Origin of the sequence: Novosphingobium sp. Leaf2, from assembly GCF_001421325.1 — a bacterium.
In the GTDB taxonomy this organism is placed as follows: domain Bacteria; phylum Pseudomonadota; class Alphaproteobacteria; order Sphingomonadales; family Sphingomonadaceae; genus Novosphingobium.
This window is the reverse complement of record NZ_LMJY01000016.1, coordinates 312592-335967: the sequence shown is the minus strand read 5'-3', so window position 1 is coordinate 335967 and position 23376 is coordinate 312592. Positions and strand designations below refer to the sequence as shown.

At 66.6% G+C, this 23376-nt stretch carries 21 protein-coding genes; 14 read left to right on the top strand and 7 right to left on the bottom strand.

Translation table 11 applies throughout. From position 1 onward, the window contains the following. Positions 1–3: 3 nt before the first annotated feature. The 4 genes from ASE49_RS10980 to virB11 are packed head-to-tail and all read left to right on the top strand — an operon-like array spanning position 4 to position 4262. Complete coding sequence (locus ASE49_RS10980; RefSeq protein ID WP_056771863.1) at positions 4–1257, top strand: type IV secretion system protein; 1254 nt, start codon at positions 4–6, stop codon at positions 1255–1257. Continuing rightward, on the top strand, positions 1254–2123 hold the full coding sequence (locus tag ASE49_RS10975) for a TrbG/VirB9 family P-type conjugative transfer protein (protein WP_056771860.1): 870 nt from the start codon (positions 1254–1256) through the stop codon (positions 2121–2123). Before ASE49_RS10980 ends, ASE49_RS10975 begins: the two co-directional genes overlap by 4 nt. A 3-nt stretch (positions 2124–2126) precedes the next feature. Continuing rightward, complete coding sequence (locus ASE49_RS10970) at positions 2127–3215, top strand: TrbI/VirB10 family protein (RefSeq protein ID WP_056771857.1); 1089 nt, start codon at positions 2127–2129, stop codon at positions 3213–3215. A gap of 6 nt (positions 3216–3221) precedes the next feature. Further along, positions 3222–4262, top strand: a complete 1041-nt coding sequence (virB11, locus tag ASE49_RS10965) for a P-type DNA transfer ATPase VirB11 (RefSeq protein ID WP_056771855.1) — start codon at positions 3222–3224, stop codon at positions 4260–4262. Positions 4263–4289: 27 nt separating this feature from the next. On the opposite strand, the gene ASE49_RS10960 is transcribed toward virB11, so the two are convergent. Together ASE49_RS10960 and ASE49_RS10955 are read right to left on the bottom strand one after the other, a co-directional pair. Next, positions 4290–5792, bottom strand: coding sequence for a Ppx/GppA phosphatase family protein (locus ASE49_RS10960; RefSeq protein WP_056771853.1), 1503 nt, complete (start codon positions 5790–5792; stop codon positions 4290–4292). A 38-nt stretch (positions 5793–5830) separates the two neighbouring features. Continuing rightward, a complete protein-coding gene (locus ASE49_RS10955; RefSeq protein WP_056771851.1) occupies positions 5831–8005 on the bottom strand; it encodes an RNA degradosome polyphosphate kinase in 2175 nt (724 codons plus the stop codon). Between the two features lie 157 nt (positions 8006–8162). Here ASE49_RS10955 and ASE49_RS10950 point away from each other — a divergent pair, with 157 nt between their 5' ends. From ASE49_RS10950 to ASE49_RS10940, 3 genes are all read left to right on the top strand, one after another. Then, a complete protein-coding gene (locus ASE49_RS10950; protein WP_056771849.1) occupies positions 8163–11555 on the top strand; it encodes a transglutaminase family protein in 3393 nt (1130 codons plus the stop codon). Between the two features lie 81 nt (positions 11556–11636). Beyond that, positions 11637–14126, top strand: coding sequence for a circularly permuted type 2 ATP-grasp protein (locus ASE49_RS10945; RefSeq protein ID WP_056772388.1), 2490 nt, complete (start codon positions 11637–11639; stop codon positions 14124–14126). Then, positions 14126–15007 carry a transglutaminase family protein gene (locus ASE49_RS10940; RefSeq protein WP_056771846.1) on the top strand — a complete coding sequence of 294 codons (882 nt, stop codon included), beginning with the start codon at positions 14126–14128 and terminating at the stop codon, positions 15005–15007. Before ASE49_RS10945 ends, ASE49_RS10940 begins: the two co-directional genes overlap by 1 nt. A 13-nt stretch (positions 15008–15020) precedes the next feature. Here ASE49_RS10940 and ASE49_RS10935 read toward each other — a convergent pair whose 3' ends face one another. The 4 genes from ASE49_RS10935 to ccmA all read right to left on the bottom strand — a co-directional run bounded on the left by ASE49_RS10935 (position 15021) and on the right by ccmA (position 17764). Further along, positions 15021–15713 carry an NnrU family protein gene (locus tag ASE49_RS10935; protein WP_056771843.1) on the bottom strand — a complete coding sequence of 231 codons (693 nt, stop codon included), beginning with the start codon at positions 15711–15713 and terminating at the stop codon, positions 15021–15023. A gap of 146 nt (positions 15714–15859) precedes the next feature. Continuing rightward, the gene (locus ASE49_RS10930; RefSeq protein ID WP_056771840.1) at positions 15860–16303 is read right to left on the bottom strand and encodes a hypothetical protein; all 444 of its coding nucleotides are present in this window, start codon (positions 16301–16303) and stop codon (positions 15860–15862) included. A 232-nt stretch (positions 16304–16535) separates the two neighbouring features. After that, complete coding sequence (locus ASE49_RS10925) at positions 16536–17189, bottom strand: heme exporter protein CcmB (RefSeq protein ID WP_056771838.1); 654 nt, start codon at positions 17187–17189, stop codon at positions 16536–16538. Then, positions 17186–17764: a heme ABC exporter ATP-binding protein CcmA gene (ccmA, locus tag ASE49_RS10920; RefSeq protein ID WP_056771835.1), complete on the bottom strand. Its 579-nt coding sequence runs from the start codon at positions 17762–17764 to the stop codon at positions 17186–17188. Before ccmA ends, ASE49_RS10925 begins: the two co-directional genes overlap by 4 nt. Positions 17765–17813: 49 nt before the next feature. Between ccmA and ASE49_RS10915 the strand changes: the two genes are divergently transcribed. Further along, positions 17814–18107 (top strand): 4a-hydroxytetrahydrobiopterin dehydratase, encoded by a 294-nt coding sequence (locus ASE49_RS10915; protein WP_056771832.1) that lies wholly within the window; start codon positions 17814–17816, stop codon positions 18105–18107. A 119-nt stretch (positions 18108–18226) separates the two neighbouring features. Here the strand turns inward: ASE49_RS10915 and ASE49_RS10910 are convergent, their stop codons facing one another. Further along, on the bottom strand, positions 18227–18844 hold the full coding sequence (locus ASE49_RS10910; protein WP_056771828.1) for a DNA-3-methyladenine glycosylase family protein: 618 nt from the start codon (positions 18842–18844) through the stop codon (positions 18227–18229). A gap of 104 nt (positions 18845–18948) precedes the next feature. Here ASE49_RS10910 and ASE49_RS10905 point away from each other — a divergent pair, with 104 nt between their 5' ends. The 6 genes from ASE49_RS10905 to ASE49_RS10880 all read left to right on the top strand — a co-directional run bounded on the left by ASE49_RS10905 (position 18949) and on the right by ASE49_RS10880 (position 23346). Next, positions 18949–19266 (top strand): 2Fe-2S iron-sulfur cluster-binding protein, encoded by a 318-nt coding sequence (locus ASE49_RS10905; RefSeq protein WP_056771826.1) that lies wholly within the window; start codon positions 18949–18951, stop codon positions 19264–19266. A gap of 70 nt (positions 19267–19336) precedes the next feature. After that, positions 19337–20374: a cysteine synthase A gene (locus ASE49_RS10900; protein ID WP_056771822.1), complete on the top strand. Its 1038-nt coding sequence runs from the start codon at positions 19337–19339 to the stop codon at positions 20372–20374. Between the two features lie 42 nt (positions 20375–20416). Continuing rightward, positions 20417–20776, top strand: coding sequence for a hypothetical protein (locus tag ASE49_RS10895; protein ID WP_056771819.1), 360 nt, complete (start codon positions 20417–20419; stop codon positions 20774–20776). Positions 20777–21287: 511 nt separating this feature from the next. Further along, entirely contained in the window at positions 21288–21791 is a 504-nt protein-coding gene (locus tag ASE49_RS10890; protein ID WP_056771815.1) for a division/cell wall cluster transcriptional repressor MraZ, read from the top strand. Beyond that, the gene (rsmH, locus tag ASE49_RS10885) at positions 21788–22804 is read left to right on the top strand and encodes a 16S rRNA (cytosine(1402)-N(4))-methyltransferase RsmH (protein WP_235522943.1); all 1017 of its coding nucleotides are present in this window, start codon (positions 21788–21790) and stop codon (positions 22802–22804) included. Before ASE49_RS10890 ends, rsmH begins: the two co-directional genes overlap by 4 nt. Next, positions 22801–23346 (top strand): hypothetical protein, encoded by a 546-nt coding sequence (locus ASE49_RS10880; RefSeq protein ID WP_056771812.1) that lies wholly within the window; start codon positions 22801–22803, stop codon positions 23344–23346. The genes rsmH and ASE49_RS10880 overlap by 4 nt, the downstream gene beginning before the upstream one ends. The last annotated feature ends 30 nt before the right edge of the window (positions 23347–23376 follow it).

The window sequence follows — 23376 nt, the reverse complement described above, 5'->3', positions numbered from 1 at the left end:
CGTATGAGCGCGGCCTGCCAGCAGCTTACCGAAATGGCCTCGGGCGGCGTTGCCCCGGCGTTGCGCGCAGTGGACTGCGTGGCCAACGAAATGGCCGCGTCCGCATTCGGGCGCATGTTCGGTGCTGGCGGCGCGATGGGGCCGGTGCTTACCATCCTCCTCACGCTGTATATCGCCTTCTTCGCCTTTTCGCTGCTGACCGGGCGCTCCAGCCTTGGCATCTCGGCGCTGTCGCCGCGCATGTTGCGCTTGGGTGTGGTGCTGACGTTCGCGACCAGCTGGATCGCATATCAGGGCGTGGTCTGGAACCTGGCAATCGGTGGGCCGGACTGGATCGCGGGCCTGCTGATGGGCGCGAAAGGTTCGGCGACGCAGCTGTTCGGTGACCGGATCGACATCGTCTTCCAGGCCATCAACGACATTTCCGAAGCCACCTCCAAGGCAGGCGGTGCCGAGGCGGCCCAGCCTGCCGCCGGTGGCGCTGCCGTGGCGGCTGTGGCGGCCAAGGGGGCGGGCGGGCTGTTCACCCCCGAAAGCGTGATGTGGATGGGCGCGCTGCTGTTGCTGCTGGGCACGGTGGGCGTGCTGCTGACCGCGCGTATCGCGCTGGCGGTGTTGCTGGCGATCGGGCCTATCTTCGTGGTGATGGCGCTGTTCGGCGGCACCCGCGGGCTGACCGCCGGATGGCTGCGCGGCGTGGTGCTGACGGCGGTCACCCCGCTGTTTGTTGTACTGGGCGGCGGGATCACGCTGGAATTGCTGGTGCCGATCATCTCAGGGCTGGTGCGCAGTGCCAACGGCGGCGAGATTGACGGGCGCGGCGCGATGGCGTTCTTCCTTGTCGCCTCGGTGCATGTCGCGCTGATGATGATGGTGGTGAAGGTGGCCGCCACGATGGTTTCGGGCTGGCAGGTGTTCGGCCTTGCCGGCAGCGACAAGGACAAGGGTTCGGCGCCGGCGCAGGCTGGCGTCCCGGTTCCCGCGAGCGTTCAGGCACCCGCCGTTTCCGCATTCCAGAGCCGCACCTCCACCGTATCGGCCGCCGCAGCGGCGGCAACCGGCGCGGTGAACGTTGTGGGCAGCGAAGCGGCACTGCGTGGCGCAGACCGGCGCACGGTGATCACCCAGGTGACGGGCGGCGGCATCGAACCGCTTCGCCAGGGCGATTCCGGCCCGCGCGCCAGGGGCATCGGCAGCCGCTTTCGCAGTGCATCGAACGATCCCGGCAAGTTGCCGGCGAAGGAGACAATACGATGATCCGCGCACCCTTGCGCACCCTGGCGCTGGCGGGATGCATTGCCGCGATCGCGGTTGCTGGTCCGGCGCAGGCTGACGAGCGCCTGCTGTCCCATGCCTACAATGCAAACGAAGTCGTCCGCATCGATGGCAAGGCCGGGGTGCAGGCGACGATCGCGTTCGGCGATGGCGAGGCGATCGAGAATGTGGCGGTGGGCGATTCGCAGGCCTGGCAGATCACCCCCAACAAGCGGGCCGACCTGCTGTTCGTAAAGCCGCTGGAAGCGACCGCGCGCACCAACATGACGGTGGTGACCAACCGGCACACCTATTTCTTCGACCTTGTGGCCTCTGCCAAGGCGCGCCCGCTGTATATGCTGCGCTTCACGTACAAGGATGCGCCCAAGCCTGCGTCAGCGCTGGCGAACGCGCCGCTCAGCCCGGCCGAACAGGCGCTTGCCGCCGGAGACGCGGCAGCGGTGGCGGCGGCAGTGCCGGCCGATCCTGCCGCGCTCAACTTCGCTTGGAAGCGTGTCGGCATGGAAAAGCTGATGCCCGCGCGCGTCTATGACGACGGTTCGGCCACCTATCTGCTATGGCCGGAAAAGTCCCCGGTGCCCGCGATCCTGGTCACCAACGAAAAGGGAGACGAGGGCCCGGTGAACTACGCCGTGCGCGGGGCGACGATCGTGATTGACGATGTGCCTGACGTCATTGTGCTGCGTTCGGGCAAAGCGGTGGCGCGGCTGGTGAACAGCCATCCGCTGGCCGCGCGGCCCGCCGCCGTGCCGGCTGCGAGCGTCCCGTCTGCGCCCGCGCCGACCATGGCATCGGCATCGCCTGCCGCCTCCATCCCACCGTCCACCCCCACTGTCGAGGGACACTGATCCATGGCGCCCAACTCGTCACTGCGCGAACGTCTCGCACCCGATGCCGGCAAGGACCCGCGCGATGGCGAGGGCGCGCAGGTTATCGACCTGGCTACCCGCAACGTCCTGCCGCAAGTCTCGCAGCGCAAAAAGGCGGATGGGCTGGGCCTTGCCGCCGGCGTGCTGATCGTCGCGGCGCTGGGCGCGGTAACGTTGTGGTCGATGGATTCGGCGCGCAACGGCCCGGTCGCCTCCACGCCCGCCACGCCGGCTCCCGCCACCCCCATGCCGGCCGTCGCGACCCCCGCCGCGATCGCACCGGCGACCCCCGCAGCGATGCCAGCGCCGCTACCCGCCCCTGCGCCTGCGCCGGTTCTGGCCGCAGCGCCGGGTGTCGTGCCGGGTGCCGCCGCGAACCGCCTTGCCAGCCCGACCGTGGTGTTCGACGTGGGCACGGGCGCGGCGGTGCCGCTTACCGGGCCTGCGGGTGAAGCGGCGAAGGCGGGCCTTTCGGGCAACGACGATTTTGCCGCGCGCATCGGCGGCACCGGCTCCACCGCCGCCGCCGCGCGGTCTTTTGATCCGGCCACTACGGTGACGCAGGGCACGCTGATCCCCGCCGTGCTGGAAACCGCGATCGACACCGACGTGCCCGGCTATGTGCGCGCGATCGTGTCCACCGATGTGCGCAGCTTTGATGGCCGGCATGTGCTGGTCCCCCGCTCTTCGCGCCTGATCGGCCAGTACAAGAGCGGGCTGACTTCGGGCCAGAAGCGTGCGTACGTGATCTGGAGCCGGCTGATCCGTCCCGATGGCGTTTCGGTGAACCTGGGTTCGCCCGCGATCGCGTTCGGCGGCGAGACGGGTCTGGCGGGCAAGGTCAACAGCCACTTTTTCGAACGCTTCGGCTCGGCCATGCTGCTCTCGGTGGTCGGCGGGCTGACCACGCTGGCATCCAGCGGCTCCAACATCGTGGTGAGCAGCGGCGGGTCCGCCGCGTCCAGCGCGGTGCAGAGCGGATCGCAGATCAGCCCCACCGTGCGCGTGCGCCAGGGGGAGCCGATCCGCGTGTTCACCGCCAAGGACCTGGACTTCAGCCAGGTCCAGTGACGCACGATGGCCGACGTTCTCACCCTGCAAACCGCATCCGTCACGTCGGTATCCGCCGTGGCTGATGCGCCGCCGATCGCCGAGCCGCGCAGCGTCTATCTGGACGCTTACCTGGCGCCGCTACGCCCGTGGCTGGACCGCGAGACGGTGACCGAGATCCTGGTCAACCGCCCCGGCGAGATCTGGGTGGAGGATGCTGCGCTTGCGGGCATGCAGCGCATCGAACTGCCGCTGATGGACAACCGGCTGCTGCAGCGCCTGGCAGAGCAGGTGGCGCGCACGAGCCATCAGGGCATCAACCGCGAGCATCCGCTGCTGTCGGCCACCTTGCCGGCCTATGGCGGACAGGCCGGCGCGCGCATCCAGCTGGTCGGCCCGCCCGCCACGCGCAGCAACTGGGCGCTGGCGATCCGCCGCCACCGCCTGCTCAACCTGCCGCTCGACGCGTACGATCGTGGGCCGATCGCGCCGGTGGCGGAAGCGCCTGCGCCCGATCCGATGGCCGAGCCGATCGCGTTCCTGCGCGATGCGATCCACCGCCGCCGCACCATCCTGATTTCCGGCGGTACGTCCACCGGCAAGACCACGTTCCTGAACGCCATGCTCGCTGAAATCCCCGGCGAGCAACGGGTGGTGCTGGTGGAGGATACGCCCGAACTGCGGCTGCCCGGCGCCAACGGCGTGGGCCTGATCGCGGTGAAGGGCGAACTGGGCGAGGCGAAGGTTTCGGCGAACGACCTGCTGCAGGCCGCGCTGCGCCTGCGCCCCGATCGCATCGTGCTGGGCGAACTGCGCGGCACCGAAACGGTCAGCTTCCTGCGTGCGATCAATACCGGGCACCCCGGCTCGTTTTCCACGGTGCACGCCAATTCGCCGCGTGGCGCGCTGGAACAGATCGCGCTGATGGCGATGCAGACCGGCATCGGCCTGACCCGCGCCGAGACGCTGGAATATGCCGCATCGGTGATCGACATCGTGGTGCAACTCGATCGCAGCGGCGGCAAGCGCGGGATCAGCGCCATCGCGCCCAGCAGCACGCTGGTCTGATTTGTCGCCCGGGCGGGGTTTGGCCGCCTAAAGCCTGAGCAGTTCGCGTGCGGTGTTTTCCAGCCGGGGAACAAGGCCCAACCAGTCAGCCAGCGCTTTCAGGTCCTTCGCCACGCCGGGGCTGAACAGCGGCTGCGCGCTGTCTTCCAGCATCAGCACGAGGTCGCCGCCCCGGATTGCCAGGCCGGTGGTGTCCAGCCCGCGTTCGGCGCATCCGGTCAGGCGGCGGCACAAGCGGATCGCCAGCCCCCAGCCGATCGCGCGGTTGAGATCGGGCAGTGGCGCCAGCCGGTGGTAGGCGTGCGGAATCTCGATCTTACCGGCATTGGCCAGCACCGTCATCGCCATCATCCCGCGCCCACGCATATCCAGCCCCACCCAGCGCTTGCGCAGTGCCCAGGTCAGCGCTTCTTCGGTGCGCAAGTTGGGTTCGGTGCGCATCGCCGCCAGCGCGATCAGGCAGGCGGCCTGGTGCAGATCGTCGTCCGCCGGATCGTCGCGGCAGACCGGCGCGGTCCATTCAACGATGTGGGCCGCGTCTTGCGCGGTGGCCTTGGCGGCACCCGCGAAGGCCTCCACGCTGGCGAGCATCGGGCTGAGCGCCTGCACGCTGGCCGGTAGCTGGCGATGGAGCAGCCCTTCGCGAAGGCCCCAGGACGAGAACACCAGCCGCGATGGCCGCAGTTGTTGCACCACTTGTACCAGCAGCGCGGCAGCATCGGGCAGGGCGGCCACGCGCGGAGCAGAAATGCGCGGATCGGGATCCTCGATCGGGCCGCGTTCGAAGATGCGGGCAAGGCGCAGGGCTTCTGCGGGCGCAAGTTCGAAGGCGTGTGGATCGTCGATTGGCCAGTCCAGCACGCGCATCGCTTGCAGGGCCAGCGCCCGCCATGATCCGCCCACGATATACAACGGCATGCCACGCCCGCGATTCCAGCCGCGCGCTTTCAGCCCGTCGCGCACGGTGGCGGCAAATTTTTGCGGGCCCGCCGCGCGCAGGTCGGGCAGGCGCAAGGTGCCGAAGGGCAGGGTGATGCCGCCCGGGCAGATGCCGCTGGGTACGCGATCGTCTATCTCGACCAGTTCCAGGCTGCCGCCGCCAAGATCGGTGACGACGCCACGTGCGCCCGGAAAGGCGGCGATGACGCCGGCTGCGCTGGCGCGCGCTTCCTCCTCACCCGTCAGCAGGCGCGGGGAAAGGCCGAAGCCGCGCACTGCATCAAGGAACGCCGGGCCATTTGAGGCATCGCGCGCGGCGGCGGTGGCGACGCACTCCACATCATCCACCTCCAGCAGGCGCAGCAGCGCGGCAAAGCGGGCGAGCGCGGCCAGCGCGGCGCGCATCGCCTTTTCACCGATGGCCCCGGTGCGCCCGATTTCCTTGCCGAGCCGCGCGTTGACCTTTTCATTCAGGATCACCAGTGGCGCGCGTGGAGGGCCGTCGTAGACGACCATGCGCACCGTATTCGAGCCGATGTCGATGATGGCGCGCTTGCCGCCGGAGTGGCTCTTGCCGATCGTTGTGTTCAAGACGTGTCGCCGGTCCGGTTGTTCCGGGCGCTCCTATGTCAGATGTTGCCCCGCCTTAGCGAGAGCTTTGGCACTTTTCGTCCACTGTCCAGTGCCGCGCCGCGTCCGGAAAGCGAAGGATTGGTCATGAAATAGCGGTGCAGGTTGAACGGATGCGCAACTTCGCCCACCCGGTCATACGTCCCGTCCGACGAACACATCCACGATTGCTCGGAATCGAGCAGGTTGGCGAGCATCACCTGATCCAGAATCTGGTCATGCACCGTCTTGTTGCGGATCGGCAGCATTACTTCCACGCGCCGGTCCAGATTGCGGCTCATCCCGTCCGCCGAAGTGATGAACAGGCGGGCGCGGCGGTTGGGCAGATGTGCGCCGTTGGCGAACGCCCAGATGCGCGCATGTTCCAGGAACCGCCCGATAATGGATTTGACCGCGATGTTTTCCGACAGGCCGGGGATGCCGGGGCGCAGGCAGCAGATGCCCCGGATCACCAGGTCGATGTCCACCCCCGCGCGGCTGGCGGCATAGAGCCGGTCGATCAGCGCGGGATCAGTGAGCGAGTTAAGCTTGGCCCAGATCGCCGCCGGCTTGCCCGCTTCAGCGTTCGCGATTTCCGCGTCGATGCACTCGTTCAGCGTGGTGCGCAGCGAGATCGGCGAAATCGACAGCATTTCCGTGCTGGTCGGCTCGACATAGCCGGTAATGAAGTTGAACAGCCGCCCAACGTCGCGCCCCGCCGCCGGGTCTGCGGTGAAATAGGATACGTCGGTATAGATTCGCGCGGTGAACGGGTGATAATTGCCGGTGCCGAAGTGGCAGTAGGTGCGGTAACTGTCCCCTTCGCGGCGCACCACCATGGACACCTTGGCGTGGGTTTTCCAATCGACGAAGCCGTAGATCACCTGCACGCCGGCGCGTTCCAGCTGGCTGGCCCACAGCAGGTTTTGCTCCTCGTCGAAGCGGGCTTTCAGCTCGACCACCGCCGTCACCGACTTGCCATGCTCTGCCGCCTGGATCAGCGCGGAGATGATCGCGGACTGCTTGCCGGCACGGTACAGCGTCTGCTTGATCGCCACCACATCCGGATCGCGGGCGGCCTGCTTGAGAAAATCGATCACCACCTCGAAACTTTCGTAGGGGTGTTGGACGACGATATCCTTTTCGCGGATCGCTGCGAAGATTTCCCCGTCATGCTCCAGGATACGCTCGGGATAACGGGGGGAATAGGGCTCGAACTTGAGTTCGGGGCGATCCTCGTCACAGATCGTGGACAGGCCGGCAAAGCCGATGATCCCGTCCGTCTTCATGATCAATGCCTTGTCGAGGCCCAGCTGGGTGCGCAGCAGGTCTTCGGCCGCCGGGTCGAACCGGCCCTGAAGCTGTAGCACGATCACCCGGCCACGGCGGCGGCGCTGGATGGCAGTGCGGTAATAGCGCACCAGATCCTCGGCATCCTCCTCGATCTCGATGTCGCTGTCGCGCAGGACGCGAAACACGCCGTGGCCGTTGAACCGGAAGCCGGGGAACAGTTCGGCGGTGTTGCGGCAGATCAGGTCTTCGATGGAAATCCACGCCGCCTGCTCGCCCGGAATGCGTACGAAGCGTGGCAGCGGGGCAGGGATCAGCACCATCTCCATCACGCTTGCCTGGTCGGCGATGCGGGTGAGGGAGAACATCACGCCGATGCCCTGGTTAGCCACGAACGGGAAGGGGTGGGCCGGGTCGATCGCCTGCGGAGTGATCACTGGCATTACGTGTTCGATGAAGTAGGTGCGCAGCCAGCGTTCACGCTCACGGTCCAGCTTGTCGTCCTCGCCGACCACGGTGATCCCGGCTTCGGCCAGCTGGACCTTCAGTGCTTCCCAGGACTGCTGCTGGATCGCTTCGAGTTCCAGCACCTTTTCCTGAGTGACCGCGATGGCCTGTGACGGCGTGAGCCCGTCGATCGAGATTTCCTCGATCTGGCGGCGCACCTGCCCGGCAAGGCCGGCCACGCGCACGGTCAGGAATTCATCAAGGTTGCTACCCGAGATCGACAGGAAGCGCACCCGCTCCAGCAATGGATAATTGGGATTGGACGCTTCGGCCAGCACCCGCTCGTTGAAGGTCAGCCAGCTCAGTTCGCGGTTGAAATAGCGCGCAGGCAGGGTGGCCAGATCGGTGGCCTCACCATCGGGGATGGCGGTTTCGGGTTCGTCACGAACGTCCAGCATATCTCTCGTTTTCACGTCTGGCCTCTTGCATGGCACGATGACACGTTAGCGGCAATCGGGCCGTGATGGCGACCGCGACGCGTCATTTGTCATAATCGTTCGCCGCGGCGGTGAACGGCGTTGCGGTGCAGCATGGTTTGGCCCACACTCGCGCGCAATGATAAAAGCTGCACTACACCACCTCACCCGCTACCGCTATTCGCGACCCATCAGGCTTGGCCCGCAGATCATCCGACTGCGCCCCGCCCCGCACAGCCGCACGGCAGTGCCCAATTATGCGCTCAAGATCAGCCCGCCCGAGCATTTCCTGAACTGGCAGCAGGACCCGCATGGCAACTGGCTGGCGCGCGTGGTGTTCCCCGATCCGGTCGATCATTTCTCTATCGAGGTGGACCTGCTGGCCGAACTGGCGGTGATCAATCCGTTCGATTTCTTCGTGGAACCCGAAGCGGAGACCTATCCGTTCGCTTATTCGGACATGATGAAGGCCGATCTGTCCGCGTACTTCGAAGTGGAGGCGCAGGGACCGCTGTTCGAGGCGCTGGTGGACCAGCACCGGAACTACACCGGGCGCACGGTCGATTTCCTGGTCGACATCAACAGCCGCCTGCAACAGCGCATCGGCTACGTGATCCGCATGGAATCGGGCATCATGACGCCTGAGGAAACGCTGATCGCCGGGATCGGATCGTGTCGCGATTCGGCGTGGCTGCTGGTGCAACTGCTGCGCCGCCTTGGCTTCGCCGCGCGGTTCGTGTCGGGCTATTCGATCCAGCTGGTGGCCGATGTGCTGCCCAAGGAAGGGCCGGTCGGCGTGCTGGAGGACGTGACAGACCTGCACGCCTGGGCCGAGGCCTACGTGCCGGGTGCGGGCTGGATCGCGCTCGATGCCACCTCGGGCATGTTCGCCGGGGAAGGCCATATCCCCTTGTGCGCCACCCCACACTACCGCTCCGCCACCCCGATCGAGGGCATGGCCGAGCCTGCCGAGGTCAACTTCGACTTCGAGATGAAAGTCAGCCGCATCGCCGAGGCGGTGCGCATCACCAAGCCGTTTACCGACGCGCGCTGGCAAAGCCTGCTGGCCTTGGGCGACCAGGTGGACGCGGACCTGAACGCGCAGGGCGTCAACCTGACGATGGGCGGCGAGCCGACGTTCGTGGCAGCCAGCGATTTCGAGGCGGACGAGTGGAACAGCGCAGCGGTCGGCCCGACCAAGGCGGCCTATGCCGACAGGCTGATCCGCCTGCTGCGCGCGAAGTTTGCGCCGGGGTCCCTCCTGCATCACGGGCAGGGCAAGTGGTATCCGGGCGAAACCCTGCCGCGCTGGGGCTATTCGATCTACTGGCGCCGTGATGGCGTGCCGATCTGGCGCGACGATGCGCTGGTCGCTGGCGAAAAGCCGCTGCCCAAAGGCGGCGATCCCGATCCTCTGCCCAGCATCGATGTGGACTCCGCTGGCGAACTGCTGGTGCAGGCCGCGCAAAAGCTGGGCATCGCGCCGGACTTCGTGCAGCCGGTGTTCGAGGACGGCGAAGTATGGGCCAAGCGCGAGGGCGACCTGCCGGTCAACGTCACTCCGCTCGATTCGCATGTCGATGACGAGGAACTGGCCCGCCGGTTTCGCCGCACGTATCGGCGCGGGCTGGAAAAACCGCTGGGCTTCGTGCTGCCGGTCCAGCGGTGGAATACGAAGGACCAGTCGATCCCGCGCTGGAAAAGCGAAAAGTGGCAGGTGCGCAAAGGCGTGCTGACCGCCGTTCCGGGCGACAGCGCGATCGGCTATCGCCTGCCGCTGGGCTCGCTGCCGTATGTGCCGCCATCCGATTATCCCTACATTCACCCGCGTGACACTGCCGAGCCGCGTGCGCCGCTGGCCGATTACCGCACGCAGGGGATCGAACACGCCAGCCAGGACCGCGAGGCGGGCACCACGCCCGGCGCCGCCACCGGCCCGGCCCAACGCTCGCAAGCCGTGCCACAGCCCGCCAGCCGGGCCGAGGCGATGCCGGACAAGGATCTGATTGAAGGCGCGGTGCGCACCGCCGTCACCGTGGAGCCGCGCGGCGATTATCTCGCCGTGTTTATCCCGCCCACAGAGGCGCTGGAGGACTATCTCGAACTGGTCGCCGCGATCGAGGCGGTGGCCGAGGCGCAGCAGCTACCGGTGCGCATCGAAGGCTACGGCCCGCCGCCAGACCCGCGCCTGATGGTGCTGAAAGTCACGCCCGATCCCGGCGTGATCGAGGTGAACATCCACCCTTCCGCCAGCTGGCGCGAAACGGTCGAGATAACCGAGACTTTGTATGACTGTGCGCGCGAGATCGGGCTGACGGCGGACAAGTTCATGGTCGATGGGCGGTCCATCGGCACGGGCGGTGGCAACCATATCGTGCTGGGCGGGGCGACGCTGCTGGACAGCCCGTTCATTCGCCGCCCGGACCTGCTGAAAAGTTTCGTCACCTACTGGCAGCGCCACCCGGCGCTCAGCTATCTGTTTTCCGGCCTGTTCATTGGCCCCACCAGCCAGGCACCGCGTATCGACGAGGCGCGCCACGATGCGCTGTACGAACTGGAAATCGCGCTGTCACAAGTGCCTGGCCCCGATCAGGAGCAGCCCGCGCCGTGGGTGGTGGACCGCCTGTTCCGCAACCTTTTGGTGGACGTGACCGGCAACACCCACCGCACCGAAATCTGCATCGACAAGCTGTTCAGCCCCGATGGCCCTACCGGGCGTCTGGGACTGGTGGAGTTCCGCGCCTTTGAGATGCCGCCCGAGGCGCGCATGTCGTGCGCCCAGCAACTGCTGCTGCGCGCGCTGACTGCGTGGTTCTGGCGTGAGCCGGTGGAAGGTCCGCTGGTGCGCTGGGGAACCCAGTTGCACGACCGGTTCATGCTGGGCCAGTTCGTGTGGGCGGACTTCATTGACGTGCTGGATGACTTGCGCGGCGCCGGATACGATTTCGATCCCGCCTGGTTCGAAGCGCAGCGCATGTTCCGCTTTCCGGTGCACGGCGAGATCGCGGCGGGCGGCGTCACGCTGGAAATCAGCCACGCGCTGGAGCCGTGGAACGTGCTGGGCGAAACCGGCGCGATCGGGGGCACCGTGCGCTATGTGGACAGTTCAACCGAGCGCCTGCAGGTGAAGGCCACCGGCCTTGTTGCGGGGCGTCATGTCATCACCTGCAATGGTCGGCGCGTGCCGCTGACCACCACCGCGCCGGGCGAGGGCGTGGGCGGCGTGCGCTACAAGGCGTGGCAACCCAGCGAATGCCTGCACCCGATGCTGGAGGCCAACCCGCCGCTGACGTTCGACGTGTTCGATATGTGGAACGGGCGCTCGCTGGGCGGCTGCGTGTATCACGTGGCGCATCCCGGCGGGCGCAATTACGATACCGTGCCGATCAACGACTACGAGGCGGAGGCGCGGCGCAAGGCGCGTTTCCAGGAGCATGGCCATTCGCCCGGCCCGCTGCCAAGGCCTGCAGACGAACTGCCCGGGGAATTTGTGCACACCCTCGACCTCAGGCGGCCACTGGGTCTACACTAGGCGGATGGGAGAGGGGCCGCTTCATGCACGGGTAAGCGCCAGGCGACCGCGTCGTGGCACAGCGTTCTTGCGCGCGTGGTGGTGAGCGGGTCCGATCTGGCCCAGCCGGCGGACTGGCTTGACGGCTACAGCGCGCAGACATCGCGCGGCGATCTGTTCGGCGATGCGAGCCATCCGGTGGCAGCAAGCTGGCACACGGTGGCCGCCGGTCTTTCCGCTGCCACCGAAGGCGATCCGGCGGTGCTGCAGGACGCCGCGTCTCGCCACGCCGCGGACCTGGGGCTGGCCTTCCGCCTGACCGGTGACGAGGACGAGCGGGCGTGGCCGATGGGGGCGATGCCGCTGATCGTGGGCGCGCAGGAATGGGCGCAAGTCGAACGCGGCCTGATCCAGCGCGCCAATCTGCTGGAAACACTGGCGGCGGACATTTACGGCCCGCAAACGCTGGTGCGCGATGGTCATCTGCCCGCCGCCGTGGTTGCAGGCAGCCCGTTCTTCGCGCGCAAGATGATCGGGCACACACCGCCCGGCGGCCGCTTCATTCAGATTTACGCCGCCGATCTGGCACGTGGCCCGCGCGGACAGTGGCGCGTGCTGCAGGACCGCGTGCGCGCGGCGGGCGGCATCGGCTATGCGCTGGAAAACCGGCTGGCGATGTCCCGCTCGGTCGGCGACCTGCTGGCGGACGCGCATACCCGGCGGTTGTCCGATTTCTTCACCCAGATGCTGGCGGGCATGGCGGCGGCCTGTCACCGCGACAATCCGCGCATCGCCCTGCTGACGCCGGGCCGCTTCAACCAGACCTATGCCGAACAGGCGCATCTGGCGCGCTATCTGGGCCTGCCGCTGGTGGAAGGTCGTGATCTGACGGTGCTGGACGATAAGCTGTATGTCGGCACCATCGCCGGGCCCAAGCGGGTGGACGCGTTGTGGCGCTGGATCGATACGACTGCGCTCGATCCGCTGTCCTTCGATGCGCGCTCGCAACTGGGCGTCGCCAACCTGTTCGATGCGTGGGCCGGTGGCGGGGTGCAGATGGTCAACTGGCCGGGCATCGAAGTGCTTGAATCGCCCGCCTTCGCCGCGTTCATGCCGCGCTTGTGCCGGGTGCTGCTGGGCGAAGCGCCGATCCTGCCCAACATCGCCACGTGGTGGTGCGGGCAGGCGGTGGAAAGCTCCACCGTGGCCGCGCGGATGGACGAACTGGCGCTGGTGCCCGCGTTCGGGCAGATGGCCGAAGGCTTGCCGGGCCGCGATGCCGTGGCCGGGGCTAGCCTTGATGCCGCCGCGCGCGGGCGCGTGCTGGACGGCATGTGGCGCCGCCCGATGGACTATTGCGGGCAGGAGATCGTGCGCCTGTCCACCACGCCGGCGATTATCGACGGGCAGATCGTGCCGCGCCCGTTCACCGTGCGCGCATTCGTGGCGCGCACCGCCGATGGCGGCTGGACGGTGATGCCGGGCGGCTTCGCACGGCTCTCCTCGTCCAGCGCATTGCCCACCTCGCTGATCGGTGCGGGCGACTTGTCGGCGGACTTGTGGGTGATGGACGACAAGCCGGCAGGGCCGCACGTTTCCACTCGCATCGCCGCCGATCCGCCGATTTCGCGCGGCGGCGGCATTCTGGCGGCGCAGGCGGCGGACAACCTGTTCTGGTTCGGCCGCTATAACGAGCGCGCCGAAACCATGGTGCGCATCGTGCGCGTGATCCTTGCCAACCCTGCCAATGGCGATGGCAGTTCGGACCCGCGCGATGGCGGTGTCCTGCCCCGGCTGGTCGGGCTGCTGAAGCAGTGGGACGCGATCTCGGCGGAAACCGCAAAGCTGTCCGCCGCCCGCATCTGCGCGCGCACGCTTACCGAAACCAAGCTGACCGGCGGCGTCGCCAGCCTGATGCGCCGCCGCCAGCAGGTGGGCATGGCCCTGCGCGAACGCTTTGCCCGCGATTTCTGGCGGATCGTCAGCCGCCCGATGCCGTCGATCGCGGTGGACCGGCCCGAGTCGATGCTGGCCAGCGCGCGCTGGCTGACCGAGCATTTCAGCGCGTTGGCCGGATTGATCTCGGAAAACATGGTGCGATCCGCCGCGTGGCGCTTTCTGGAGATCGGCCAGCGGCTGGAGCGCGCGCAGGCGATCTGCCGCATGGCTCGCCCGCTGACCGATGCGCTGCCCGGCAGTGACGGTGAAACCGCGCTGGGACTGTTGCTGGACTTGTGCGACAGCCAGATCATCTATCGCAGCCGTTACTTGTCCGGCCCAATCATGGGCCCGGTGCGCGATCTCGTGCTGCTCGATCCGGACAATCCGCGCGCGCTGGTGTTTCAGGTGTCGGCCATCGTGGCGCACTTGGCCGCGTTGCCCCCGGCGCGCGACAACAACCTGCCCGAGCCCCCCTTGCGCGCCGCTCGCGCGCTGCTGGGGCAATTGCAGTCCGCCGTGGCGCAGGACATGACGGCGGAGCGGCTGGTGGAGGTAGAGGCGCAGCTGCTGGCCTTGTCCGACGCGATTTCGGCGCGGTATTTTCTTCAACTCGATACGCAAGAGGCGGAAAGGCGCACGACGCTGCTGTGATGCGATACGCGGTAAGTCACGTTACTACGCTGAAATACGCAAGCCCCATCGGCATGGCGCAGTTCAAGGTGCGCCTGCGCCCCGCCGCCTGGCCGGGGCAGACGGTGCGCGATTACGCGCTGATCCTCGATCCCGAGCCCACCCAGGTGATTGCGGGCACCGGCGGCTACCATGTGAACGAGGCGCGCTTTACGCTGCAGGAACCCACCCGGCGGGTGCGGGTGGAAAGCCGCTTCAGCGTTGAGGTGGAGCCGCTGCCGTTCTTCGTTCAGGACGCGGGCGGCCTTGGCCTTGCGGACTTGCGCGAAAAGGCAATGCGCAAGCCGGACTTGTCGGCGCTGGCGCCGGCTTCGTACATCTTTGCTTCGCCCTGGGCCGGGACGGAGCCGGTTATTGGCAAATGGGCCGCCTCATTCCTGGATGAAGCCATGCCGGTGATGGATGCGGGGCGCGCCCTGATGCAGGCCATCCACCGCGAGTTTACGTACGATGCCGACGCGACCGAGGCGGACACGCCCGCGATCGAGGCGTTCAACCGCCGCCACGGGGTATGCCAGGATTTTAGCCACGTCATGATCATCGCGGCGCGCGCGCACGGCATTCCCGCCGCCTACGTCAGTGGATACTTGCGCACCCTGCCACCGCCCGGAAAGCCCCGGCTGGTGGGCGCGGACGCAATGCACGCATGGGTGAACCTGTGGTGCGGCGATGAGCTGGGTTGGGTGGGCTTCGATCCCACCAACGATACGCTGGCGAATACCGACCATATCTTTCTGGGCATGGGCCGCGATTATTCCGACGTGGCGCCGCTGGACGGCACCTTGCGCGGCGGCGGGCGTCAATCGATGCAGCTGGCGGTGGACGTGGCGCCGCTGGACTGACGCTGCCCGCAGTTCACGCGATCCAGCGCCAGATTCCGGCGGGCCAGCCGGCCAGCGGCAGATGCGCCCAGGTTGCCCCCAGCCACACCACCAGCCCGCCAGCAATCGCGTGCATCCCAAAGCCGCCCAGTTGTGCCCGGCCCGCGGCAACGGCAGCAAATGGCAGGTAGCTGGTGCGCGCCTGCCACGCGGGCCAGCCTGCCGGGTCCAGCGCCGCCTTCTTGCGGTCCTGCAAGACCGCGCCCCCCAGCGCCAGCACGATGATCGCGCCGCACACGATCAGGTTCTTGGCCACCGGATAAATCAGGATGTGGCACAGGCCCCAGATCGCAAAGGACCACATCATCGGGTGGCGGGTAACGGCAAAGACGCCGCGTGCCTGCGCGTGCCCCGCCTGTCCTTCAGCGCCGGGCAACGCCGGATTGCGGATCAGCGAGCCCAGGAACAGGATCGAGGCGATCAGCATCAGCGCGCTGGCGAGGGCCCACAGCCAGTCGCCCACCGCCCACAAAGCTGCGCTGGCAGGCGCCGCGCGATAGGCCCAGACCATGGCGCCCAGGGTGGCGAAGGCGACCAGCGAGTACAGCCCGAGAAATGCCTTCTCCCCCACCGCGCGCACCAGCGGCACGCGCAAGGGATGCGACAGGACGAAATGCGTGCCGACGAAACTGGCGGCGGTCGCGAGAACGGCCATAGAACCCGACATGTGATGCTCCTGCTCGAACGTGGCTGGCCCATAGCGCGCGCATATGGCCGAACCGCGTCGACCGCCGATGTAGCGTCAGGAGGCGTGTGTTCACAAGTGCATGTCGGCAGGCGCACGTGGCGGGGCATGCCGCCACGGCGCAAACCTCACGCCCGACGCTGCCCGACCACGGGTTCGCCGGGAAAGATACCCGCGATCGCCAGGCTGGCGCCGATTCGCGATAGCGTTTCCAGCATGTCGCCCACGCTATCTTCGGCGATTACCAGCTCCAGCGTCGCGCGGGTGGCGGCGGGGCCGCGGTCACGCAGACTGGTGACGAGTTCGAGTATCACCGCCTCATGCTCCGACACGTTGGCGCAGCCCATGGAGCAGAACGCCAGGCGGTCCAGGGCATCGCGGTTGAACAGCACCATCGCGCGGTGGAAGGGCTGCAGGGCGCCGATCATGCGCCAGCGCGCAAAGGCGGGGGCCAGAAGCGGGGCGGGGCAGTGACCATGCCCGATGGCGGTGACCCACGCACGCATCGACCACACGAGGAACCGGCTGCCTTCATCCAGCGCGGCAAGGGGGCGATCGACATACTGATACATAGCGCGGGTCCTTTTTTGGCTTGCAGATGCGAATGATTATCATTAGCTACTGTTACGCGGCTTGCTCCTCTCGTCAAGCCTGCATCACGCTACGGATAAACGCTTGTCATGGGGCGTTTTTCCCATCCTGCACCTTGGCCGGGGCGGCTTCTTGCCTTGCCCGCCCCGGCCATTTTTTTGTGAATCAGGATACGGTCTGCCGGTTCAGCCCGGTCAGACGGAGGCGTGGTTTTCAGTCGCGACCCGCGCGCACGGCAGCGCCGCCCGCAAACGGCGCGATGGCGATCAGCACCAGACTGGCCGCTGCCGTCAGCGCCAGTCCGCTATTGCCGCCCGCGCCAAGGCTGCCCGCACCGAAGATCAGCACCGGCACCGCCATCGGGATCACCAGCAGCCCGGATAGCGCCGCCCCGCCGCGCAGGCCTGCGGTGAGCGCCGCCACCGTTACGCCCAGCGCGGCCAGACCGGGTGTCCCGGCCAGCAGCCCGATTTCGACCGTGCGCAACGTGGCGCCATCCAGCCCCAGCAGCGCGGATGCCAGCAGCGCGGCCAGCATCAGCGGCGGCCCGAAGCTGAGCCAGTGCGCCGCCACCCGCACCGCGATCGCGAGTTCCTCTGATATGCCGCGCAGTGCCCACTGGTCGAACAGGCCTTGCTCAAGGTCGGGCTCCACCAGCCGGTCAAGCGGCAGGATCGCGGCGAGCAGCGCGGCAACCCAGATTACGCCGCCACCAGTCCGCGCCAGCAACGCGGCGTCTGGCCCTACGGCGAAGGGATAGAGCATCGCCACCGAGACGAAGAACAGCACCGGCAGCAGCGCACCCCCGCTGCCACCTCGCAGCAGCCGCCCCAGATCGCGGCGCAGCAGGGCGGCGATGCGGTTCATGCGGCATGGTCCGCAAGCCGCAGGGTATACATGCCGGCAAGGTGGAATGGCTGATGCGACGCGATCAGCGCGATGCCGTCGCCCGCACAGTGTTCCCGCGTCAGCGCCTGCGCCAGTTCCACGGCGGGGCCGTCCAGCCCGTTGAGCGGTTCGTCCAACAGCCACACCTGCGCCCTTTGTCCCAGCAGCCGGGCCAGTGCGGCGCGCTTCTTTTGCCCGGTAGACAGATAGCGCACCGGCACATCGAGCAGGTCGGTAAGTCCGAGGCGATCAAGCTGCATATCGCCGGCGCCATCCAGCCGCTGCCAAAATGCCAGCGCGCGGCCCAGCGGCAGCGCCGGGTCCAGAGCGTGCCGTTCGTCCAGCAAGCCGACGGTGCCGTGCACGGTGACGCTGCCGGCAAACGCGGGGGCAAGCCCGGCGATGATGCGCAGCAGGCTGGATTTGCCGATGCCGTTAGGGCCGCTCACATGCAGCGCCGCGCCGGCTTCCAAGGCCAGAGACAGCCGCGCGAACAGCACCCGGTCGCCCCGGCGGCAGGCGAGATCGGTTGCGGAAACGGCGGCCTCTTGCATCGCGCGCCGGCTTAGGTGAAACGCGAAGGTCTGCCAAGGAGACGTGACGATGGCCACTATTGCCCGCCTTACCGATGCCGAGCGTGACGACCTGCTCGCGCAGTTCCCGCGCTGGACCTTGCGCGCAGACGGCGCGGCGATCGAAGCGGAATTTAAGTTCGCCGATTTCAACGCCGCGTTCGGCTTCATGACGCGCGTTGCGCTCTATGCGGACAAGGCGGACCATCACCCGGAATGGTTCAACGTCTACGCGACTTTGCGCATCACCCTGACCACGCACGATGCCGGCGGGCTGAGCGCGCGCGATGCGGCGATGGCGGTGTTTATCGAAAGTATCGTGTAACCGCGCCGTTTTCCTACACGCGCAAGGGATGTTAGTATCCCGCCGCTGTTATACCGCAAGGGAAACGCGGCGGCAGCGCTATCGTGATCCTGCGCATGTGTTTCATCAACTAAACCCCTTTATAGCGCCGCGTTATTATAGCAGTGCCAAGTGAAGATCGCTGCCGCGCCGCGATGCGGTCGCCAGTCTTCTGCAAGGGCGCGGGTCTCCTTTTCGCTCGGGCGCGCGTCTAGCCCCAGCAGCTTGTGCATGCCGGCCTGCACGGCAAGGTCGCCGGCGGGCCAGATGTCCGGGCGGCCTTCGGCGAACAGCAGGTAGATCTCGGCGGACCAGCGGCCCACGCCTTTGATGCGCACGAGTTGCGCGATGGCTTCCTCGTCGTCCGCCGGCAGGCTTGAGAAGTCCAGGCTGCCGGCCACGACCAGTTCGCACAGCGAGCGCACGTAGCCCTGCTTCTGGCGAGACAGGCCGCATCCGCGCAGGGCATCGAACTCGGCGGCGAGTAGGGCCTCGGGCGGTATGGTGTCGCCTAGCAGGCCCTCCAGCCGCGCCCATACCGACGCGGCGGAGGCGACGCTGACCTGCTGGCCGACGATGGTGCGCAGCAAGGTGGCGTAGCCGGTCGGCTGGATGCGCGGTTCGGGGTAACCAGCGACCGTCAGAGCGCGCGCGATCGCAGGCTCACGCGCGGCGATGGCATCCAGGCCCAGGCGAAGTTGATCGGCAGTCAAACCCATGATTTTCGGAACCTTGCAAAAGCAGGAAGCACCCGGTAGCAGCCAGCGCGAAGAGCGCCAGAACAGTATCGACACCAGGACGCACGAAGAGGAAACCCAGAGCCATGCCGCAGATTGTCGTCGTAAACCACTCAGGTGAAGAAACCAGCGTCGAAGCTGCTGAAGGCGTTAGCCTGATGGAAGCGATTCGCGACAATGGCTTCGATGAACTGCTGGCGCTGTGTGGCGGTTGCTGCTCGTGCGCGACATGCCACGTGCACGTCGACCCTGCGTTCATCGACAAGCTGCCGAAGATGAGCGAAGACGAAAACGATCTGCTCGACAGCTCTGACCATCGTAATGCATATTCGCGCCTCTCCTGCCAGGTGCCGGTGACGGCGGAACTGGAAGGCCTGAAGGTCACCATCGCGCCGGAAGACTGATAGCTCGATTTGCCATGCCAAACGCGCAAATCGTTTGCGCGTTTGGCATGGGCTTCCTACCTGTCGCGTCATGACTGCGACACAGGCTTGCGCCACTGCTTCCACGCCCCACGCCAGGGGCTCCACGCTCGATCTGATCGGCAATACTCCGCTGGTTCTGCTCAAGGGCCCAAGCGCCGCTGCGGGCTGCGAAATCTGGGGCAAGTGCGAATTTGCCAACCCCGGCGCCTCGGTAAAGGATCGCGCGGCGTTGTGGATCGTGCGCGATGCCGAAGCGAAGGGCCTGTTGCAGCCCGGCGGCACGATCGTGGAAGGCACGGCGGGCAATACCGGCATCGGTCTGGCGCTGGTCGCCAATGCGCTGGGCTACAAGACCGTGATCGTGATGCCGGAAACCCAGTCACGGGAAAAGATGGACACGCTGCGGGCGTTGGGCGCCGAACTGGTCCTGGTTCCTGCCGCCGCGTTTTCGAACCCCGGCCACTTCGTACACACCTCGCGCCGGCTTGCCGAGGAAACCGCGGGCGCGATCTGGGCCAACCAGTTCGACAACATCGCCAACCGCAAGGCCCATATCGAATCGACCGCCCCGGAAATCTGGGAACAAATGGGTGGCCGGATCGACGGCTTCACCTGCGCGGCCGGCACCGGGGGCACGATTGCCGGCACGGGGATGGGGCTCAAGGCATTCGACGATACCATCGTCATTGCCCTGACCGATCCGCACGGCGCAGCGCTTTACAATTACTACGCGCATGGCGAACTGAAGGCGGAAGGCAGTTCGGTTGCCGAGGGCATCGGGCAGGGGCGCATCACCGCCAATCTGGAAGGCTCGCCGATCGACACGCAATTTCGCATTTCCGACGAAGACGGGCTGGAGTGGGTTTCGCGCCTGCTCGATGAAGAAGGGCTGTGCCTGGGCTTGTCCTCAGGGATCAATGTGGCCGGCGCCGTGGCGCTTGGCCGCAAGCTGGTGGAGGAAGGGCGCACGGATGCGCGCGTGGCCACCATTTTGTGCGACACCGGTTTTCGCTACCTTTCGTCGCTCTACAACCGCGAATGGCTGGAAGCGAAGGGGTTGCCCGTCTTCCCCTGGCTCGCGGGTTAAGCTAAGCGTAATGCAGATAGTGGCAGGACGTTTTCTCACGATATGATCGACCCGCCCAGCATCCTCGAACCTCTCAAGACGGCGCAGCATTTTGCGCCACCCACGACGCGCGAACTGCGCTCGCAGGCGGTGTACCGGCTGCAGATCGGGTTGTTCGGGCTATGCGCGATGCTGCTGATCGTGGGCCTTGCCAACGTCATTCGCGATCGGCTGCGGCTTTCGGATACGCAGGACCCTGTACAGAAGGTCGTTGCGGTGGATACCAAGCCTACCAAGGCCGCCAGCGACCCGCTGGCCGATATCGGCGTGGTGCCGGCGGCCGATCCTACGCCGGTCCAGGCAACGAACCCCAAGGCCTCGCCCGAATCTACCGGCGAACCAGCGTCGCCTCCTCAACCGTGACAGGTTACGCCACGCGTGATCGGGGAAAGCCGGGGATGCTGGGCGTGATGCAGGTGCAGGCGCTGTTAAACTTTCCTCGGTTCATAACAGGCAGCGCCTATTCCTGCGGGTTTCACGCCAGATAATTCCTGGCTTTGCGCACTAACGGCGAAGCCGGTCATGGCTTCATCCCCAAACATCAATATCTGCCCGAAATCTCGTTGCCTTGTGGGGATGGCACGGGATCATCTTTGTGTGAAAAAAATCATTATAATTCATGAAGTTGTGTACACTTTCAATGCCTGTCGATGCGCGTTGTCCGTCAAAAGGCAAAGTTATCATCGACTAAATCATGCCTTGTCCCCAAATTTCCCTTTTATCCCCACTCTTCCCGATATAGAACCGCGGTCAATCGGTATGGCTGAGTCCCGCCGCGTCCGTCCGGGGCGCGGGCCCCCGGCGCGTTGCTGCGCCGCCGGGCGTCGGGTCTTGGTCTTGGTCCGGGTGGTTACTCAGGGGCGAAGTTGGCACCATGGCGGGGCAGCCATACATTTACAGCGGGCAGGGCTTTTCGCTTCTACGCGACAAGAACCGCTTCGTGCTGCCCAACGTCCTGCGTTCCACCGTGCGTGATTCCAGCGGCAAGGACGTGCTGTGCCTTGCCAAGCATCCGGAATGGAAATGCCTCGTCGGCTTCGGCGCTTCGCGCGTTGACGAGTTCGAAAGCCAGCTCGATGCCGAGCAGGCACGCGCGGACGCCGCCGGTCGGCCCTTCAATCGCGACAAGCGCGCCATGCAGCTTTACAACTTCCAGCAGGTGCCCTTCGATGGCAGCGGCCGTTTCACCATGCCCGAAGCGCTGACCAGCCTGGCGGCACTGGACGACGAGCTGTTCTTCCAGGGCATCGGCCGCACCGTGCTGATCTGGAGCCCGGACGAGCTCTACAAGCTGGCTGACGATCCCGACTTCGAGGCTGCCATCGCGACTTGCCGGTCGCTGCAGGAAGCCGAACGCGCCAAGGCCAAGAAGAAGTGAGCGGCCACTGCGTGCCTGTGTCGGCCCAGCCCCATGTTCCCGTGCTCCTCACGGAGGTGGTCGCCGCCCTGAACCCCCGGGGCGGCGACCTTATCGTCGATGCCACGTTCGGCGCCGGTGGCTACACCCGGCGCCTGCTCGACGAGGGGGCGACGGTGCATGCGTTCGACCGCGATCCCGATGCAATTGCGGCCGCGCAAAATAATCCGGGGAAATGGCCCGAACTTGCCGGTGATCCGCCGCGCCTCGTGTTGCACCCGCGCCGCTTCTCCGAAATGGTTGAAAGTCTTGGAGATGCTGGGATCGACAAGGTTGATGGCGTGGTCATGGACATCGGTGTGTCCTCAATGCAACTGGATCAGGCTGAGCGCGGATTCGCGTTCGGGTCGGACGGCCCGCTTGACATGCGCATGAGCCAGGATGGCCCCTCTGCCGCGGACTTCGTCAACGAGGCGGACGAAGCGCAGATTGCCGATGTCCTGTACGTCTATGGGGAAGAGCGTCAGTCACGCCGGGTCGCCCGCGCCATCGTGGCGGCGCGCCCGCTGGCGACAACCGGAGACCTTGCGCGCGCTGTGCGCAAGGCGCTGGGGTACAACCCGGCCTACAAGGGCAACTCTGCCCCCAAGGATCCGGCGATCCGCAGCTTCCAGGCGATCCGCATTCACGTGAACGGCGAACTGGACGAACTCGACGCCGGGCTTGCTGCCGCGGAAACGCTGCTGCGCGACGGCGGGCGGCTGGCGGTGGTGACGTTCCACAGCCTTGAGGACCGCAAGGTGAAGCATTTCCTGCGCGATGCCAGCAGTGCTGGCCAAAGCACCTCGCGCCACTTGCCTGTTACCGTCAGCGCGCCGGCGCCCTTTGCCAACGTGGCGAAGGCCGTGCGCGCCGGCGAGGCTGAACTTGCCGCCAATCCCCGCTCGCGCTCCGCCACCCTGCGCAGCGCGATCCGTACCGACGCTCCCCCCAGAAACACCGATGGCTCCCTCAGCCCAAGGAGTGCCGCATGAACTTCACCAGTGATCGTGTCCGATCAATCGGCTGGATTACCACGCTGGTGGTGTGCGGGGCGGTGACGCTTGGCCTGACGCTGCGCGTGAACGCGGTGAAAAGCCAGGTGCACGATACCGAAAAGCGCATCGTGTGGGTGCGCCAGGACATCGATTTCCTGCAGACCGAATTTCAGACCCGCTCCAACCAGCAGGCCCTGCGCGATCTGAACGACATCGAATTCGGCTACAAGGCGCCGATGGCGGGGCAATATATCGAGGGCGAGCGTCAGCTGGCCGCGCTTGGCATGCCCGCCGGGCCCGGCGCGCCGGCTCCGATCCGCTATGCCAATGCGGAGACGACGGGCAGCAGCGACGGATCGTCCTTGCTGGCGATGGTTTCGCCGGTAACCGGCGCTACGGCAGCGGCATTGCCGAGCGCTGCCAGTGCGGACGCGTCAGCTGCAGGTCGTGATCCTGAGCGCGACGCGCTGCGGCGCGACGCCGCCGCGCTGGGCAAGCGGCTGGCGCACATCGAAGTTGCGGAAGCCGTGGCGCAGTGAACGCACCGGCCTTTCCGCTCGGCGCGATGC

What these genes read in the sequence shown, in the direction of transcription:
- virB11 (WP_056771855.1), top strand. Translation starts at nt 3,222, where the DNA reads ATGGCCGACGTTCTCACCCTGCAAACCGCATCCGTCACGTCGGTATCC.
- ASE49_RS10895 (WP_056771819.1), top strand. Translation starts at nt 20,417, where the DNA reads ATGATCGACCCGCCCAGCATCCTCGAACCTCTCAAGACGGCGCAGCAT.
- ASE49_RS10930 (WP_056771840.1), bottom strand. Translation starts at nt 16,303, where the DNA reads ATGTATCAGTATGTCGATCGCCCCCTTGCCGCGCTGGATGAAGGCAGC.
- ASE49_RS10975 (WP_056771860.1), top strand. Translation starts at nt 1,254, where the DNA reads ATGATCCGCGCACCCTTGCGCACCCTGGCGCTGGCGGGATGCATTGCC.
- ASE49_RS10940 (WP_056771846.1), top strand. Translation starts at nt 14,126, where the DNA reads ATGCGATACGCGGTAAGTCACGTTACTACGCTGAAATACGCAAGCCCC.
- ASE49_RS10950 (WP_056771849.1), top strand. Translation starts at nt 8,163, where the DNA reads ATGATAAAAGCTGCACTACACCACCTCACCCGCTACCGCTATTCGCGA.
- ccmA (WP_056771835.1), bottom strand. Translation starts at nt 17,764, where the DNA reads ATGCAAGAGGCCGCCGTTTCCGCAACCGATCTCGCCTGCCGCCGGGGC.
- ASE49_RS10905 (WP_056771826.1), top strand. Translation starts at nt 18,949, where the DNA reads ATGCCGCAGATTGTCGTCGTAAACCACTCAGGTGAAGAAACCAGCGTC.
- ASE49_RS10910 (WP_056771828.1), bottom strand. Translation starts at nt 18,844, where the DNA reads ATGGGTTTGACTGCCGATCAACTTCGCCTGGGCCTGGATGCCATCGCC.
- ASE49_RS10915 (WP_056771832.1), top strand. Translation starts at nt 17,814, where the DNA reads ATGGCCACTATTGCCCGCCTTACCGATGCCGAGCGTGACGACCTGCTC.
- ASE49_RS10925 (WP_056771838.1), bottom strand. Translation starts at nt 17,189, where the DNA reads ATGAACCGCATCGCCGCCCTGCTGCGCCGCGATCTGGGGCGGCTGCTG.
- ASE49_RS10980 (WP_056771863.1), top strand. Translation starts at nt 4, where the DNA reads ATGAGCGCGGCCTGCCAGCAGCTTACCGAAATGGCCTCGGGCGGCGTT.
- ASE49_RS10955 (WP_056771851.1), bottom strand. Translation starts at nt 8,005, where the DNA reads ATGCTGGACGTTCGTGACGAACCCGAAACCGCCATCCCCGATGGTGAG.
- ASE49_RS10880 (WP_056771812.1), top strand. Translation starts at nt 22,801, where the DNA reads ATGAACTTCACCAGTGATCGTGTCCGATCAATCGGCTGGATTACCACG.
- ASE49_RS10890 (WP_056771815.1), top strand. Translation starts at nt 21,288, where the DNA reads ATGGCGGGGCAGCCATACATTTACAGCGGGCAGGGCTTTTCGCTTCTA.
- ASE49_RS10935 (WP_056771843.1), bottom strand. Translation starts at nt 15,713, where the DNA reads ATGTCGGGTTCTATGGCCGTTCTCGCGACCGCCGCCAGTTTCGTCGGC.
- ASE49_RS10900 (WP_056771822.1), top strand. Translation starts at nt 19,337, where the DNA reads ATGACTGCGACACAGGCTTGCGCCACTGCTTCCACGCCCCACGCCAGG.
- ASE49_RS10970 (WP_056771857.1), top strand. Translation starts at nt 2,127, where the DNA reads ATGGCGCCCAACTCGTCACTGCGCGAACGTCTCGCACCCGATGCCGGC.